At 66.8% G+C, this 15,665-nt stretch carries 13 protein-coding genes; 5 read left to right on the top strand and 8 right to left on the bottom strand.

All coding sequences use genetic code 11. The features are described from left to right. Window positions 1-31 precede the first annotated feature (31 nt). From HU760_RS15035 to glcD, 6 genes are all read right to left on the bottom strand, one after another. Window positions 32-373 (bottom strand): hypothetical protein, encoded by a 342-nt coding sequence (locus HU760_RS15035; RefSeq protein ID WP_186675404.1) that lies wholly within the window; start codon window positions 371-373, stop codon window positions 32-34. A gap of 202 nt (window positions 374-575) precedes the next feature. Then, window positions 576-2,747 carry a malate synthase G gene (locus HU760_RS15030; RefSeq protein WP_186675396.1) on the bottom strand — a complete coding sequence of 724 codons (2,172 nt, stop codon included), beginning with the start codon at window positions 2,745-2,747 and terminating at the stop codon, window positions 576-578. Between the two features lie 90 nt (window positions 2,748-2,837). Then, window positions 2,838-3,236, bottom strand: coding sequence for a heme-binding protein (locus HU760_RS15025; protein ID WP_186675394.1), 399 nt, complete (start codon window positions 3,234-3,236; stop codon window positions 2,838-2,840). Then, window positions 3,229-4,464: a glycolate oxidase subunit GlcF gene (glcF, locus tag HU760_RS15020; protein WP_186675392.1), complete on the bottom strand. Its 1,236-nt coding sequence runs from the start codon at window positions 4,462-4,464 to the stop codon at window positions 3,229-3,231. The genes HU760_RS15025 and glcF overlap by 8 nt, the downstream gene beginning before the upstream one ends. A 9-nt stretch (window positions 4,465-4,473) precedes the next feature. Continuing rightward, window positions 4,474-5,526 (bottom strand): glycolate oxidase subunit GlcE, encoded by a 1,053-nt coding sequence (gene glcE, locus HU760_RS15015; protein ID WP_186675390.1) that lies wholly within the window; start codon window positions 5,524-5,526, stop codon window positions 4,474-4,476. Next, entirely contained in the window at window positions 5,526-7,025 is a 1,500-nt protein-coding gene (gene glcD, locus HU760_RS15010) for a glycolate oxidase subunit GlcD (protein ID WP_186675388.1), read from the bottom strand. The genes glcE and glcD overlap by 1 nt, the downstream gene beginning before the upstream one ends. A 196-nt stretch (window positions 7,026-7,221) precedes the next feature. Here glcD and glcC point away from each other — a divergent pair, with 196 nt between their 5' ends. Further along, window positions 7,222-7,986 (top strand): transcriptional regulator GlcC, encoded by a 765-nt coding sequence (gene glcC, locus HU760_RS15005; protein WP_170029396.1) that lies wholly within the window; start codon window positions 7,222-7,224, stop codon window positions 7,984-7,986. 92 nt (window positions 7,987-8,078) lie between these two features. Here glcC and HU760_RS15000 read toward each other — a convergent pair whose 3' ends face one another. Then, complete coding sequence (locus HU760_RS15000) at window positions 8,079-8,396, bottom strand: DUF2388 domain-containing protein (RefSeq protein WP_186675386.1); 318 nt, start codon at window positions 8,394-8,396, stop codon at window positions 8,079-8,081. Window positions 8,397-8,605: 209 nt separating this feature from the next. On the opposite strand from HU760_RS15000, the gene HU760_RS14995 reads away from it, so the two are divergent. Next, window positions 8,606-9,232, top strand: a complete 627-nt coding sequence (locus HU760_RS14995) for a glutathione S-transferase family protein (protein WP_186675375.1) — start codon at window positions 8,606-8,608, stop codon at window positions 9,230-9,232. A gap of 37 nt (window positions 9,233-9,269) precedes the next feature. Here the strand turns inward: HU760_RS14995 and mrdA are convergent, their stop codons facing one another. Continuing rightward, a complete protein-coding gene (mrdA, locus tag HU760_RS14990) occupies window positions 9,270-11,165 on the bottom strand; it encodes a penicillin-binding protein 2 (protein ID WP_186675373.1) in 1,896 nt (631 codons plus the stop codon). Between the two features lie 305 nt (window positions 11,166-11,470). Between mrdA and HU760_RS14985 the strand changes: the two genes are divergently transcribed. The 3 genes from HU760_RS14985 to HU760_RS14975 are packed head-to-tail and all read left to right on the top strand — an operon-like array spanning window position 11,471 to window position 15,655. Then, entirely contained in the window at window positions 11,471-12,136 is a 666-nt protein-coding gene (locus HU760_RS14985; RefSeq protein WP_186675372.1) for an ABC transporter ATP-binding protein, read from the top strand. Continuing rightward, window positions 12,136-14,598: an FtsX-like permease family protein gene (locus HU760_RS14980; RefSeq protein ID WP_186675371.1), complete on the top strand. Its 2,463-nt coding sequence runs from the start codon at window positions 12,136-12,138 to the stop codon at window positions 14,596-14,598. Before HU760_RS14985 ends, HU760_RS14980 begins: the two co-directional genes overlap by 1 nt. Further along, complete coding sequence (locus tag HU760_RS14975) at window positions 14,588-15,655, top strand: lipocalin-like domain-containing protein (protein ID WP_186675370.1); 1,068 nt, start codon at window positions 14,588-14,590, stop codon at window positions 15,653-15,655. Before HU760_RS14980 ends, HU760_RS14975 begins: the two co-directional genes overlap by 11 nt. Window positions 15,656-15,665 lie beyond the last annotated feature (10 nt).

Genomic DNA, 15,665 nt, shown 5'->3' with positions numbered 1-15,665 from the left:
TGGTTTGACCAGGCCGCTGACAGGCTGCTGGTCAGCGGAAACAGGCGGTACTCACCGTGATGTAGCCTTTGTCCGCCAACGCTATGCGTATCACCGTTTCATCCGCCGGTGCCGTGCGGTTGCGCTTGATACGCACGCCTTCCACGGCTGCCGCCTTCATATGCTGGGCAATGGCCCGCCCGTTGGCGTCGAAGAACACTTCGCTGGCCAACAACTCGATACGCTCGATCAGTTGCCTGGAGCGTTCATCCGTGGCGCAGAAGAACATCACCCCCGACAGGTGGGGGTCTTCATCCGGGTTGTCCATGTCGTGGGCCAGCAGTTCGCGCAGGGTGCTGCGCAATTCGGCGGTGGAGCGAGCGTACAGGTGCATGCGGAGCCTCCTCTGGATCGCGACCTTGCGTCATCCAGTGCCGATCATGTTTTCATCGGCCAGGGGCAACAAGTAAGACACTTCCGAGCGCCGCGTAGGAAAATACTGCGCGTGACAGATGCCACCCTCGACTGGCGGGGAGCAGTGAGGAAAGCGGCCAGTCGTAACACCAGGCCGCTTCCCTTAGGGATACCTGGCGCCTCTAGCGCTGGACCTCCTGTTTGAAGCGCAGCCGCCAGCCGTGCAGCAAGGGTTCGGTGTAGCCGCTCGGCTGCTTCCGCCCTTCGAACACCAACGCCCGTGCGGCGCGGAACGCGTGTGAAGCGGCGAAATCGAGCGCCATTGGCCGGTACGCAGGGTCTGCGGCATTCTGCTGGTCGACCACGGCGGCCATGCGCTGCAAGGTCGCCTCGACCTGCTCGGCATCGACCACCCCATGGTGCAGCCAGTTGGCAATGTGCTGCGCCGAAATCCGCAGGGTGGCGCGGTCTTCCATCAGGCCTACGTCGTGAATATCCGGCACCTTCGAGCAGCCGACGCCTTGTTCGACCCAGCGCACCACATAGCCGAGGATGCCCTGGCAGTTGTTGTCGAGCTCGGCCTGGATTTCGGCGGCAGTCCACGGGCGCTCGGGGCTGACCGGGACACTGAGCAGGTCATGCAGCAACTCCGCGCGCTGGGCATCCAGGTCAACCTGTTCCAGCGCTTGCTGCACCGCTGCCACATCCACCTGGTGATAATGCAGCGCATGCAGTGTCGCGGCAGTGGGCGAGGGCACCCAGGCGGTGTTGGCGCCAGCCCTGGGCTGGGCGACTTTCTGTTCGAGCATGGCCGCCATCAGGTCGGGCATGGCCCACATGCCCTTGCCGATCTGCGCCTTGCCACGCAGGCCGCAGGCCAGCCCGACCAGCACGTTGCTGCGCTCGTAGGCCTGGATCCAGGCGCTGCCCTTCATGTCGCCCTTGCGCAGCATGGCCCCGGCTTCCATGGCCGTGTGCATCTCGTCTCCGGTGCGGTCGAGGAAGCCGGTGTTGATGAATACCACCCTTGACGCGGCGTTGGCGATGCAGGCCTTGAGGTTGACGCTGGTACGCCGCTCCTCGTCCATGATGCCCATCTTCAACGTGTGCGCAGGCAAGCCCAGTAGCGCCTCGACGCGGCTGAACAGTTGGTCGGCAAACGCCACTTCGGCCGGCCCGTGCATCTTCGGCTTGACGATGTACAGGCTGCCCTCGCGGGAGTTGCCACGGCGCTTGAGGTCGTGCAGGCCGATCAGGCTGGTGACCACGGCATCGAGGATGCCCTCCGGAACTTCCTGCCCATCACGGTCGAGAATGGCCGGGTTGGTCATCAGGTGGCCGACGTTGCGGATGAACAGCAGCGAGCGGCCCGGCAGGGTCAATGGCTGGCCATCCGGGCCGTGGTAGTCGCGGTCTGTCGCGAGGCTGCGGACGAAGCTTTTGCCACCTTTGCTGACCTGCTCGCTGAGGTCGCCCTTCATCAGGCCGAGCCAGTTGCGGTACACGTTGACCTTGTCGTCGGCATCCACCGCGGCTACCGAGTCTTCGCAATCGATGATGGTGGTGAGCGCCGCCTCGAGGAGAATGTCCTTGACCCCGGCCAGGTCCTGCTGGCCGATTGCGTGGTTGGGGTCGATCTGGATTTCGAAATGCAATTGGTGGTGCTGCAGCAGGATCGCTGTCGGCCTGTTCGGCTCACCTTGGTAGCCGCGCAGCTGCTCGGGGTGCTCAAGGCCGACCTGGCGGCCATCGGCCAGGGTGACCTGCAGCCTGCCCTGGTCGACCGCGTAGGCCCTGGCAGCGTTGTGTGATGCCCCTTGCAGCGGCGTGCTGGCGTCGAGGAACTGGCGACCAAAGGCAATCACCCTGGCGCCGCGCACCGGGTTGTAGCCGTGGCCCCGTTCGGCACCCTCGGTTGCGGCGATGGCATCGGTGCCATACAGCGCATCGTACAGCGAGCCCCAGCGGGCGTTGGCGGCATTCAGGGCATAGCGGGCGTTGCTCAGCGGCACCACCAGCTGCGGGCCGGCCTGAACGGCAATTTCGCGGTCGACGTTGCGGGTACTGACGCGCACGTTCGCGGGCGCCTCCACGAGGTAGCCGATGCCTTGCAGGAACTGCTGATAGGCGGCCATGTCAGTGATCGGGCCGGGGTGTTGGCGGTGCCAGTTGTCCAGTTCGGCTTGCAGGCGCTCGCGTTCGGCCAGCAGGGCGCGGTTTTGCGGGGCGAGGTCGTGAATCAGGGTGCTGAAACCCTGCCAGAAGGCACGGGCTTCGATGCCGGTGCCGGGCAGCACTTCGTCTTCGATGAAACGCTGCAGGGTGGGCGCGATGTGCAGTGGGTGGTTTGGCATGGTCGGTTCGCTCGATAGTCTGTCTTCGGGAAAGTGAGTGCAGGTGCCGGCCTCTGTGCGGGTTTACCCGCGAAGAGGCCGGCACAGGATTCAGAGGGCCGCAGCCCCGGCCATGGCCACCTGGGCATCCTGCCCGGGCTTGACCCCGGACACGCCAATCGCGCCCACCACCTGGCCCTCCACCCGCAGCGGCACGCCCCCTTCGAGGCTGGTCAGCAGCGGCGCGGTGACGAACGCGGTGCGGCCGGCATTGACCATTTCCTCGTAATCCCGCGTCTCTCTGCGCCCAAGTGCTGCGCTGCGTGCTTTCTCCATGGCGATGTAGGCGCTGGCCGGGGCGCAGCCGTCCAGGCGTTCCAGGGCCAGCGGGTGGCCGCCGTCATCGACCACGGCAATGGTCACGCTCCACTGTTGCGCCAGGGCTTGCTGGCGGGCGGCGCTGAGCACACGGGCGACTTCGGCCTGGCCGATCACGGGCTTGCTATGCATGGTGGTTCTCCGGGTTCAAGGCTGCTTCGACAATTTCGATCCAGTGCCGCACCGGTGTGCGCCCGGCCCCGTCGAGGTGGGCCTGGCAGCCGATGTTGGCGGTGGCAATGACTTGCGGTTTGCCGCTTTCCAGGGCGTTGAGGCGGTTGTCGCGCAATTGCCGCGACAGCTCGGGCTGGGTCAGCGAGTAGGTGCCGGCCGAGCCGCAGCACAGGTGGCTGTCGGCAACCGGGGTCAGGGTGAAACCCAGGCGCGTGAGCAAGGCTTCCACGGCGCCGCCCAGCTTCAGCGCGTGTTGCAGGGTGCACGGGCAATGGAAGGCCAGGCGCTGGTCGGCGCACAGGCCCAACTGCTCGACCGGCTCGTCGCGCAGTACTTCCACCAGGTCGCGCGACAGCGCGCTGACGCGTGCGGCCTTGGCGGCGTAACGCGGATCCTTTTCCAGCAGGTGGCCATAGTCGCGCACGAATGCGCCACAGCCGCTGGCGGTCTGCACGATGGCCTCGGCACCGGCTTCGATGGCTGGCCACCAGGCGTCGATATTGCGCCGCGCCCGTTGCAGGCCTTGTTCCTGGGCATTGAGGTGGTAGTCCACCGCGCCACAGCAACCGGCCTGCCGGATCGGCTCCACGCTGATGCCCAGGCGGTCCAGCAGGCGTGCGGCGGCAGCGTTGGTGTTGGGCGACAGGGCCGGTTGCACGCAGCCTTCCAGCAGCAGGACCCGGCGCGCATGGCGGGCTACCGGACGCACGCCGGGGGCGGCGACCCGTGCCGGCAGCTTGTGCCTGAGCGTGGCCGGCAGCAGCGGGCGCAGCGCCTGGCCGCTGCGGGTCAGGGCCTTGAACAGCGCCGGGCGCGGTACCACCGCGCGCAGGCCCTGGCGCAGCAGGCGCTGGCCGAAAGGGCGCGGCACCTGCTGGTCGACCACGGCGCGGCCGATATCCAGCAAATCGTGGTACTTCACCCCGGAAGGGCAGGTGGTTTCGCAGTTGCGGCAGCTCAGGCAGCGGTCCAGGTGCACTTGGGTGCTGGCGGTCACCGGCTCGCCTTCGAGCATCTGCTTGATCAGGTAGATGCGCCCGCGTGGGCCGTCCAGCTCATCGCCCAGCAACTGGTAGGTGGGGCAGGTGGCCGTGCAGAAGCCACAATGCACGCATGAGCGCAGGATGCTTTCGGCTTCGTCGGCGCGGGCCAGGCGCCGGGCGGTTTCGCTCAGGTTGGTTTGCATGGTCTGGGCTCACAGGTCCGGGTACAGGCGGCCAGGGTTGAATATGCCCTGGGGGTCGAGTTGCTGCTTGAGGGCACGGTGATAACGCATCAGCGCGGCGGGCAGCGCTGGGCTGCTGGCCGCGTCAGGGGCGTAACAGGTGGCATGGCCACCAACCTTGGCAGCCCGCTCGCGGATGTCCTGGGCTGCTGCGGTGGACTTCAGCCAGCGCTGGGCGCCACCCCAGTCGAGCAGTTGCCGGCCGGGCAGTTCCAGCTCGCCAGTGGCCAGCGGCACGGACAGGCGCCATAGCGGTGCTGGGTCGGCGAAGAACGCCAGGCGCTGTTCGCGCAGGTCGCTCCAGAAGCGGCTGTCGAGCGGTTCGCCGCCCAGGCGCTGGCGCGCTGACTGCACGGAACCTTCACCGCCTTCCAGGCGCAGGTACAGCGCTTCGCCGTCATGGCAGGCAGCGCTGATCGGCAGCGGCTGCTGGCCCCATTCGGCGAGTTCCACCAGCGCTTCGTGGCGGCTCATTGGCAGGCGCAGGCTCAGGCACTGGCGCGGCCGCGGCAGCACTTTCAGCGACACCTCGGTCAACAGCCCCAGGCAACCGAAGCTGCCCACCATCAGCCGTGACACGTCGTAACCGGCGACGTTCTTCATCACTTCGCCGCCAAAGCGCAGCAACTTGCCGTGGCCGGTGATGACCCGCGTCCCCAGCACGTAATCGCGCACCGACCCGGCCCACGGCCGCCGCGGCCCTGACAGCCCGGCGGCGACCATGCCACCGAGGGTGGCCTCGGGGCCCAGGTGTGGTGGTTCGCAGGGCAGCATCTGCCCGGCTTCGTGCAGCACTGCCTCGATTTCGCGCAGCGGTGTACCGGCCCGGGCGGTGAGCACCAGCTCGGTCGGGTCGTAGCTGACGATGCCCCGATGGCCGCGGGTGTCCAGCACTTCGCCGGCACCCGGGCTGCCGAGCATGGCCTTGCTGTTACCACCCTGGATACGCAGCGCCGTGGCCTGGTTCAATGCCTGGCTGACCTGCTCCAGCAGGGCCTGGCTCATATCACGGTCCATGCTCATCAGAAGCGCTCCAGGTCGGGGAAGGGCAACTGCCCGTGGTGCACGTGCATCGCGCCGAACTCGGCGCAGCGGTGCAGGGTGGGGATGTTCTTGCCCGGGTTGAGCAGGCCCTGTGGGTCGAAGGCGGCCTTGACCGCATGGAACAGGGTGATCTCGTCAGCATTGAACTGCGCGCACATCTGGTTGATCTTCTCGCGCCCGACGCCATGCTCGCCGGTGATGCTGCCGCCGACGGCCACGCACAGCTCGAGGATCTTGCCGCCGATGGCCTCGGCGCGCTCCAGTTCGCCGGGCAGGTTGGCATCGAACAGGATCAGCGGATGCATGTTGCCGTCGCCGGCATGAAAGACATTGGCCACCCGCAGGCCATGCTCGCGGGACAGCTCACTGATGCCCTTGAGCACCCGTGGCAGCTCGCGGCGCGGGATGGTGCCGTCCATGCAGTAGTAATCCGGGGAGATACGTCCCACCGCCGGGAAGGCGTTCTTGCGTCCGGCCCAGAAGCGCACACGTTCGGCCTCGTCGCTGGCCAGCCGCACCTCGCGCGCCCCGGCCTGGGCCAGCACGCCGGCGACCCGTTGGCAGTCGTCGTGCACGTCGGCTTCGACGCCATCCAGTTCGCACAGCAGGATGGCCGCCGCGTCCACCGGGTAGCCGGCATGGATGAAGTCCTCGGCGGCGCGAATCGCCAGGTTGTCCATCATTTCCAGGCCGCCGGGGATGATCCCGGCGGCGATGATCTCGGCCACCGCCCGGCCAGCCTCCTCGACACTGTCGAAACTGGCCAGCAGCAGCCGTGCCACCTGGGGTTTGGGCAATAGCTTGACGGTGACTTCGGTGACGATGCCGAGCATGCCTTCGGAGCCGGTGAACAGTGCCAGCAGGTCGAAGCCGGGGCTGTCCAGGGCATCGCTGCCCAGGGTCAGGCGTTCGCCTTCGACCGTGAGGATCTCGACCTTGAGCAGGTTATGCACGGTCAGGCCGTATTTCAGGCAGTGCACGCCGCCGGCGTTTTCGGCAACGTTGCCACCGATGGAACAGGCGATTTGCGAGGACGGGTCTGGCGCATAGTACAGGCCGTGCGGTGCGGCGGCCTGGGAGATGGCCAGGTTGCGTACGCCGGGCTGCACCCGGGCGAAGCGGCCCTGCGGGTTGACTTCCAGGATGCGGTTGAAGCGCGCCATCACCAGCAGGATGCCCTTGGCCAGCGGCAAGGCGCCGCCCGACAGGCCGGTACCGGCGCCGCGTGCGACCACCGGCACGCCGCGCTGGTGGCAGAGCCTGAGCAATGTCTGCACCTGCTCCAGGCGCTCGGGCAGCACCACCAGCAGCGGCACCGTGCGGTAGGCCGAAAGGCCATCGCATTCGTAGGGTTTGAGGTCCTCCTCGCGGTGCAGCACTTCGAGGTCCGGCAGGGTTTCACGCAGCGCCTGCAGCAGGGCGGCCTGGTCCACGGCGGGCAGTGCGCCATCGACGCGTTCGTCGTACAGGATGTTCATGGGTTCACTCGGCAACGGTTTTTGTCGTTATTGGCACATCGCTCACCCTGTTCAGCCTGAGCGTCATAGCGGTTGGGGTCGAGTAGTCGAGGAACTGGTCCTACCAGTTTTTGTAGGCGGTACTGGTTATTGACGGGTTTGCTCGGCAAGATTGAGGCGGGCAGGCAAAGTGGTCCTACCAGCAGGAGGGTGCGCATTGGGTACGGAAGGCAAGGCCAAGGTCGCCGACCAGGTGGCCGAACGGGTCGAACGGCTGATCGTCGAGGGCGTGCTCAAGGTCGGCCAGGCGCTGCCGTCGGAACGGCGCCTGGTGGAAAAGCTGGGCTGCTCGCGCTCGGCGCTGCGGGAAGGCCTGCGCATCCTGCGCGGGCGCGGCATCATCGACACCGAACAGGGGCGCGGTTCGTTCGTCGCCGACCTGACCGGCCAGGCGGGAGGCACGCCGTTGATGCACCTGTTCAGCTCACAGCCGCGCACGCTGTTCGATCTGCTGGAAGTGCGCGCGCTGCTGGAGGCGGAATCGGCGCGCCTGGCTGCCTTGCGTGCCACCGATATCGACCGTTTGCTGATCCGCCGGCGCTATGAAGAGATGCTGGCCGCGCACGCCGCCCAGGAGCCGCTCGATGCCCGTGAACATGCCCGTCGCGATCATGCCTTCCACCGCGCGATCAGCGAGGCATCGCACAACCCGGTGCTGGTGCACACTTTGCAATCGCTCAGTGACCTGACCTTGAGCACGGTCTTCGCGTCGGTCAACAACCTGTATTGCCGCCCCGCGCAGAAGCGCCAGATCGACCGTCAGCATGCTCGGCTGTATCACGCGGTGATGGAGCAGTTGCCTGAGCAGGCGCAGCGCGCCGCACGGGAGCACATCAACGGGATACGCGACAGCTTGCGCGAAATCGAGCAGGAGGAGCAGCGCCTGGTACGGGCGACCATGCGCATGGATGGCTGGGGGTGAACTTGACTGTGCAGGCCCTTTCACAGGTGAACCCGCTCCCACAGGGGGCCGCAGTGGCCTTTGGGGAGCGGGTCAGCTGCGGGCTGGCCCTATCACTGACTGGCTACGGTATCGTCCTGCGACAGGATGGCCCGGGCCAGTTCTTCATCACTGGCCTGTAGGCCAGGGTGGTCCTTGCGGGCCTGTTCCAGCGCCGCCTCCACGTAGGCGCCACGGATTGCACCGCCGCTGGCGACATAAGCGGAAAGCTCGTCACGCGCCGGGATGATCCGTTTGTCGTCCTTGAAGGTCGAGTAGAGCGAAGCGGAAACACCGGCTGAGGTGGCGACGTCGCCCGCGTCGACGTCAGCCAGGGCAGCACCGGCAGGCAGCAGGAGCAGCAAGGCAGGGGCGAGGAGTAGGTGGCGCATGGCATGTTCTCCAGTAACGTGAAGCACAGGGAAATAAACCACTCAGTGTTTAAGAGCGCGCGAACATGGCTGGAGTTCCATGGGTGTTCCACGGCAGGGGCGGTCACCTGCTGCACGCGTGCATTGACTGTAGCGAGCCCGGCGTGATTTGCTCGGGCTTGCCCACTACGGGCCTGCGCGATCATTCAACGGAATCTGAAGGTCCTCTCATGCCCGACTACAGACTGCATTGCTTCGCCGAGTCCGGTAACGCCTACAAGGTTGCCCTGATGCTTGAGCTCACCGGCCAGGACTGGCAGCCGGTGTTCGTCGACTTTTTCAACGGCCAGACCCGCGCGCAAGCCTGGCGCGACGCAGTGAATGAACAGGGCGAGGTGCCGGTGCTGGAACACGCCGACAAGACCTTCACCCAGTCGGCACTGATCCTTGACTACCTTGCCGCGCAGACCGGGCAGTTCGGCCCTGGCGACGAAGAGGAAAAGCGCGAAATCTGGCGGTGGATGCTGTTCGACAACCACAAGTTCACCAGCTACTACGCAGCGCTGCGCTTCCTGTTCTGCCTGAAGAACACCGGCGAAACCGAGGTGACCCGGTTCCTGCGTGAACGCGCCCTGGCGGCCTACCGCATCGTCGACGCCCACCTGGCAAACACCCCGTTCATGGTGGGTGGGCGCCTGACCATCGCCGACCTGTCGCTGGCGGGCTATGTGTACATGCCGGAGGACACTGGCATCCCGCTGGCGGAGTTCTCCCATATCGAGGCCTGGAAGGCCCGGATCCAGGCGTTAGCGGGCTGGAAGCACCCGTATGAGCTGATGCCTCGCGCGGCAGCCTGAGGCGTACTGCTGCCGCGTTGTCACGCCGTTTTCACGCCTAGCTGTGTGGCGCAGCATGTGCGCCTGCGCCACCGGCATATTCAGGCTTCAGGTGCCCCTGTTCGTCCAGCAGATAGGCATCCATCACTTCCCGTACTACCGGGCCCGCCACCCGCCCACCGGCTTCCCCGTTCTCGATCATCACCGCCACCACCACGCTTGGGTGGTCAGCGGGCGCAAAGCCGACGAACAGGGCGTTGTCGCGGTGCCGTTCCTGGGTCTTGTCGCGGTTGTAGCGCTCGCCCTGCCTGATCGCCACCACCTGCGCGGTGCCGCTCTTGCCGGCAATCCGGTACTGCGCGCCAGCCGCTGCGGCACGGGCGATACCGCGCGGGTCGTGCATGACCATCTGCATGCCCTGGCTGACCTGGTCCCAGGCGTGCCGGTCATGCAGCACGATGTCGGGCATCGGGTGGGGGTCGACCGGTGCAGCGCCGCCCACGGTCATCGCCAGGTGCGGGCGGTGCCACACGCCCTTGCTCGCCAGCAGGCTGGTAGCCTGGGCCAGCTGCAGCGGGGTGACCTGCATGTAGCCCTGGCCGATGCCGAGGATCAGCGTCTCGCCGGGGAACCAGGCCTGGCGCCGCGTGGCCCGCTTCCACTCGGGCGACGGCATCAGCCCGGCGGCTTCCTCGAACATGTCCAGCGACACCTTCTGGCCCAGGCCGAACTCGGCCAGATAGTCGTGCAGGCGGTCGATGCCCAGCTTGTGTGCCAGGTCGTAGAAGTAGGTGTCGTTGGAGCGCATGATCGCGGTGTACATGTCCACCCAGCCATCGCCGCTGCGGTTCCAGTTGCGGTACTTGTGGTCATAGTTGGGCAGTTCGTAGTAGCCCGGGTCGAATACCCGGCTGCCTGGGGTGATCACGCCGCTGTCGAGGCCGGCAATCGCGACCTCCGGCTTGACCGTCGAGCCCGGTGCATACAGGCCGCGCAGCACGCGGTTGAACAGCGGCCGATCGATGGAGTCGCGCAGCGCGGCGTACTGCTTGAAGCTGATGCCCTTGACGAACAGGTTGGGGTCGAAGCTGGGGTTGCTGACCATGGCCAGCACATCACCGTTGGCCGGGTCGAGCACCACCACCGAGCCACGGCGGTCGCCAAGGGCTTTTTCCGCCGCCAGTTGCAGGTGAGCGTCCAGGGTCAGGACGATGTCCTGGCCGGGGGTCGGGTCCTTGTGGTTGAGCACGCGCATCACTCGGCCCTGCGCGTTGGTCTCGACCTCTTCATAACCCACATGGCCGTGCAGCTGGCTTTCGTAGAAATGCTCGATACCAGTCTTGCCGATCGACTGGGTGCCCCGGTACTCGGTGTTGTCGAGGGCCTTGGCCTCTTTTTCGTTGATGCGCCCCACGTAGCCCACCGAATGGGCGAAGTGCTCGGCCAGCGGGTACTCGCGGATGAACTGCGGCTCCACTTCCAGGCCGGGCAGACGGAACTGGTTCACCGCCACCAGGGCGATCTGCTCTTCGCTCAGGCCGACCATCAGGGTGACCGGCTCGAACGGCTTGCGGCCCCGGCGCAGGTCCTTGTCGAACTGCTTGCGCTCGTCTTCGCCCAGGCCCAGCACCTGCGCCAGGGTGTCGAGCACCCTGGCCGTGTCGCCGCCGGCCCGTTCGCGGGTCATGGTCAGGTCGAAGCTGGGCTTGTTGTCGGCCAGCACCACACCGTTGCGGTCATAGATAAGCCCGCGCTCGGGGGCGATGGGCAGCACGTGCACGCGGTTGTTTTCCGACACGGCGCTCTGCTGGTCATGCTGCAGTACCTGCAGCACGTAAAGCCGGCCCACCAGCACGGCACACAGGCTGAAGACCAGGGCCGCGCAGGCCAGAAGCCGGCGGTTGACCAGGTGCTTTTCCTTTTCGTGGTCCTTGAGGGGGATGGGTTGCGGCATCGGCGGTTCTATCTGCGGGTGGCGTGGCTGGGTGAGGGCGGCGCTATGGAAGCTGACCTGTGAGAGCGAGCGCTGCGGGAGCGGGGCGGTGATGCTACGCAAGGTGCCAGGCCCTCTCAAGGCAAGAGCCTGTAGGCGCAAGCGCAAGGGCGGCTGCTACGCCCGTAACCACGCGGGCCGCCGGCAACATGAAGATTTGTTCATCACGGTGGTACGGTGCTGGGCCCTGGCCCTGGAATGACGCATGCGCATTGCCCTGAACCTGCTATGCCTAAAAGGACACCTGAACCCGACAAGGCCTATCGATGCTGGTCATCGAACAACTGCACAAATCGTTCTCCACCCCTCAAGGCCTGTTGCCGGTATTGCAGGGCGTCGACCTGCGCCTGGCGCGTGGCAGCAGCCTGGCGCTGATGGGCGAGTCGGGCAGTGGCAAGAGCACCTTGCTGCACCTGGTGGCCGGCCTCGACCGCGCCGACAGTGGCCGCATCCTGATCGACGACGACCCGCTTGACGGCCGATCCGAGGCATCGCTGGCGCTATGGCGGCGGCAGGCTGTGGGCCTGGTGTTCCAGCAGTACAACCTGATCAGCAGCCTGGACGTGGCGGCCAACCTTGCCTTCCAGGCCCGGCTGGCCGCGCGGCATGACCCCCAATGGCTCGCCTACCTGGTCCAACGCCTGGGCCTGGCGAGCCTGCTTGAGCGCTACCCGGAACAGCTCTCCGGCGGCCAGCAGCAGCGGGTTGCCATCGGCCGCGCGCTGGCCGGGCGCCCGGCCTGGCTGCTGGCCGACGAGCCCACCGGCAGCCTCGATGAAGCCAGCAGCGACGAGGTGCTGAACCTGCTGTTGCAACTGGTCGCCGAGGCCGGCAGTGGTGTGCTGATGGTGACCCACAGCCCGCGCCTGGCGGCACGGTTGCAGCAGCGTTGCTACTTGCAGGGCGGCCGCGTGCAGGCTGAGCAGGGCTGATGAGACTGCTGGCATTGGCCCTGTGGGCGCTGCTCAGCCATTGGCGGCGCCACCGGGTGCAATGCTTCAGCATTTTCACCGGCCTGTGGCTGGCCACGGCCCTGTGGACCGGTGTGCAAGCGCTGAACAGCCAGGCGCGCAGCGACTATGCCCGGGCCAGTGCGGTACTGGCGGCGCCGCTGCAGGCGCAGTTGGTGGCGCGCAAGGGCGAACGCTTCGACCAGGCGCTGTACGTGCAACTGCGCAGGCTGGGCTGGGCGGTTTCACCGCTGCTGGAAGGCCGCCTGCGTTTGCCGGGCGAGCCGCCGCGCAGTGTGCACTTGATCGGCATCGAGCCATTGAGCCTGCCGCCGGCCAGCAGCGTTGCCGGGGTGCAGCTGCAGGCTTTCGACCTGCAGGCGTTCATCGGCTCGCCTGGGCAAGCCTGGGTTGGGCCAGATACCTTGCGGCAGTTGAATGTGGCCTCCGGGGAGGCTGCACGCGACAGCGAAGGGCAGGTGTTGCCACCGGTGGTGCTGCAGCCTGCGCTGGCCCCCGGGGTGATCGTGGTCGATATCAGCCACGCGCAGGCATTGCTGCACGCGCCTGGGCAGTTGTCGCGCCTGCTGCTGGCCACTGCGCCTGGGCCGCTGCCTGCAGCATTCGCCGCTGATCTTGAATGGCAAGCCCGGCAGGACGATGGCGGTTTGCAGCGGCTGACCGACAGTTTTCACCTCAACCTCACGGCACTCGGCCTGCTGGCGTTCGTCGTCGGCCTGTTCATCGCCCACGCCGCGATCGGCCTGGCACTGGAGCAGCGGCGCGGGCTGATACGCAACCTGCGTGCCTGTGGTGTCCAGCTGAACATCCTCTTGTGGGCCTTGGTCCTGGAACTGGGCCTGTTCGCCGTGCTGGGTGGCGTCGCCGGGGTGGCCAGTGGGTACGCCTTGGCGGCATGGTTGCTGCCTGATGTGGCCGCCAGCCTGCGCGGCCTGTATGGCGCCCAGGTGGCCGGCACGCTGAACCTGCCGACGTGGTGGTGGTTGTCGGGTGTGCTGGTGAGCGTACTGGGGGCGTTGCTGGCCGGGCTCAGCAGTGTCTTGCGGGCCGCCCGGCTACCGCTGCTGGCGCTGGCACAACCCCAGGCCTGGCGCCTGGCGCAAGGGCCGTGGTTACAGCGGCAGGCTATGTTGGCGGGCGTGCTGCTAGTGCTGGCTTTGGGCTGCGGCGTGCTGGGAAACAGCCTGCCCAGCGCGTTCGGCATGCTGGCAGGGTTGCTGCTGGCAGCGGCATTGTTGTTGCCAGCCTTGCTCGACAGGGCGCTGGCCTGGCTGGCGCGTCGCTGCCGGCGGCCGTTGGCGCAATGGTTCGTTGCCGATAGTCGTCAGCAACTGCCGGCCTTGAGCCTGGCACTGATGGCCCTGTTGCTGGCGCTGGCCGCCAGCGTCGGTGTCGGCAGCATGACCGAAGGTTTTCGCAAGACCTTTGTCGGCTGGCTTGACCAGCGCCTGTCGGCCGCGCTGTACATCACCCCACGGGATACCGCCCAGGGCCTGCAGATCAGCCAGTGGCTCGGGCTGCAACCCGCGGTCAGCACGGTACTGCCTGTCTGGCGCGTGGAAACGCAGTTGCAAGGTTGGCCGGTGCAGGTTCAGGGCATCCTCGACCATCCGGCCTATCGAGCACGCTGGCCATTGCTGGAACAACAGCCACGTGCCTGGGAGCAATTGGCCCGCGGGCAGGCCATGATGCTCAGTGAACAGTTGGCCAGGCGCCTGGAGCTGCACCTGGGTGACCGCTTGAGGTTGCCGGCAGACACCTCGTCGGTGCTGACTGTCGTGGGGATATATGCCGATTACGGCAACCCCAAGGGCCATGTCCTGGTCGATGCCGGCTGGTTACGCCAGCACTGGCTGCAGGCTTCCCTGACTGGCTTGAGCGTCGATATAGGTGCAGAACAGGCGCCATCGCTCATCGCCGCATTGCAGCAGCGCTTTGCCCTGGACGACAGCCGGGTGGTCGAGCAGGCCCGCCTGAAACGCTGGTCGACCGAGGTGTTCAACCGTACCTTTGCCGCCACCGCGGCACTCAACAGCCTGACCCTTGGCGTGGCCGGTGTGGCACTGTTCATCAACTTGCTGACCCTGGGCCAGACCCGCCTGGGCCAGTTGGCGCCATTGTGGGCGTTGGGGGTGCGGCGTGCGCAGCTGGCCTGGTTGAGCCTTGGGCAGACCCTGCTGCTGAGCAGCCTCACCGTGCTGCTGGCGATTCCGCTGGGTATCCTGTTGGCCTGGTGCCTGGTCGCGGTGCTGAACGTGCAGGCATTCGGCTGGCGCCTGCCGCTTTACGTGTTCCCCGCACAATTGCTGCACTTGGCCCTGTTGGCCTTGCTGAGCAGCCTGTTGGCCAGCGCCTGGCCCCTGTGGCAGCTGGCGCGTCGCCAGCCGCGCGAACTGTTGAGGCCGTTCACCGATGAGGCGTAGCCTGCGCGTACTGCTGTGTGGCTTGCTAAGTGGCTTGTTGGGTGGCTGCGAGCAGCCAACGGAGCAGAGCTATGCCGGGCTCGGCCAGCAGGCGGCGGCGTTCAGCCAGGTGACTCGTGGCCAGCACCTGGCCTTTCCACGCGACCATGGGGCGCATGATGGGTTTCGCATCGAATGGTGGTACGTCACCGCCAACCTGCAGGATGCCCGCCAGCGGGACTGGGGCGTGCAGTGGACACTGTTCCGCTCGGCCCTGCGCCCCGGCCCGGAAACTGCCGGCTGGAACAGCCCGAACCTGTGGCTGGGTCACGCGGCGTTGACCGGCCCGGGCGGCCACCAGTCGGCTGAGACCCTGGCGCGCGGCGGCATCGGCCAGGCCGGCGTTCAGGCCCAGCCGTTCCGGGCGTGGATCAATGACTGGACGCTGCAGGGCAGCGCTGGCATCGACAACCTGCAGATGCTGGCCGCTACCGAAGGCTTTCGCTATGACTTGCAACTGCACAGCGACGGGCCCTTGGTGTTGCACGGCGAGCAGGGCTACAGCGAGAAGTCCGGCAAGGGGCAGGCTTCGTACTATTACAGCCAGCCGTTCTACCACGTGCGTGGGTACGTACAGCGTGGTGGTCAGTGTATTGCTGTCACAGGCCGGGCCTGGCTGGACCGGGAGTGGAGCAGCCAGCCATTGGCCCCCGGGCAGACCGGCTGGGACTGGTTTTCGCTGCACCTGGACAACGGCGCCAAGCTGATGCTGTTCCAGGTGCGCCAGGCCCAGGGCGAGGCGTATCGCGCCGGCACCTGGGTGGGCCCGCAAGGTCAGGTGGTGGCGCTGTCGGGCGCGCAGATCCAGCTGCAGGCGCAGGCCTGGGCGCGGCAGAAAAACGGCAAGCAGGTGCCGACGCGGTGGCGGGTTCGGGTGCCGGGGCAGGGCCTGGATGTGCAGGCCGAGGCGCTGGAGCCGCAGGCGTGGATGGACACCCGCTTCCCATACTGGGAAGGGCCGGTGCGGTTGACCGGGAGTGCGGGTGGGCGCGGTTATCTGGAAATGACCGGGTACTAGGTTCTGTACG

The sequence above is a fragment of the Pseudomonas oryzicola genome (assembly GCF_014269185.2).
GTDB lineage: Bacteria > Pseudomonadota > Gammaproteobacteria > Pseudomonadales > Pseudomonadaceae > Aquipseudomonas > Aquipseudomonas oryzicola.
Note: the sequence above shows the minus strand (reverse complement) of the source record. Positions and strands in the feature narration are given on the sequence as shown.

Bases quoted from the DNA above. Each gene is read 5' to 3' on its own strand.
- mrdA (WP_186675373.1), bottom strand. From the start codon at position 11,165: ATGCCGCAACCCATCCCCCTCAAGGACCACGAAAAGGAAAAGCACCTG.
- HU760_RS14975 (WP_186675370.1), top strand. From the start codon at position 14,588: ATGAGGCGTAGCCTGCGCGTACTGCTGTGTGGCTTGCTAAGTGGCTTG.
- HU760_RS15030 (WP_186675396.1), bottom strand. From the start codon at position 2,747: ATGCCAAACCACCCACTGCACATCGCGCCCACCCTGCAGCGTTTCATC.
- glcE (WP_186675390.1), bottom strand. From the start codon at position 5,526: ATGAGCATGGACCGTGATATGAGCCAGGCCCTGCTGGAGCAGGTCAGC.
- HU760_RS14995 (WP_186675375.1), top strand. From the start codon at position 8,606: ATGCCCGACTACAGACTGCATTGCTTCGCCGAGTCCGGTAACGCCTAC.
- glcF (WP_186675392.1), bottom strand. From the start codon at position 4,464: ATGCAAACCAACCTGAGCGAAACCGCCCGGCGCCTGGCCCGCGCCGAC.
- HU760_RS15025 (WP_186675394.1), bottom strand. From the start codon at position 3,236: ATGCATAGCAAGCCCGTGATCGGCCAGGCCGAAGTCGCCCGTGTGCTC.
- HU760_RS15035 (WP_186675404.1), bottom strand. From the start codon at position 373: ATGCACCTGTACGCTCGCTCCACCGCCGAATTGCGCAGCACCCTGCGC.
- HU760_RS14985 (WP_186675372.1), top strand. From the start codon at position 11,471: ATGCTGGTCATCGAACAACTGCACAAATCGTTCTCCACCCCTCAAGGC.
- HU760_RS14980 (WP_186675371.1), top strand. From the start codon at position 12,136: ATGAGACTGCTGGCATTGGCCCTGTGGGCGCTGCTCAGCCATTGGCGG.
- glcD (WP_186675388.1), bottom strand. From the start codon at position 7,025: ATGAACATCCTGTACGACGAACGCGTCGATGGCGCACTGCCCGCCGTG.
- HU760_RS15000 (WP_186675386.1), bottom strand. From the start codon at position 8,396: ATGCGCCACCTACTCCTCGCCCCTGCCTTGCTGCTCCTGCTGCCTGCC.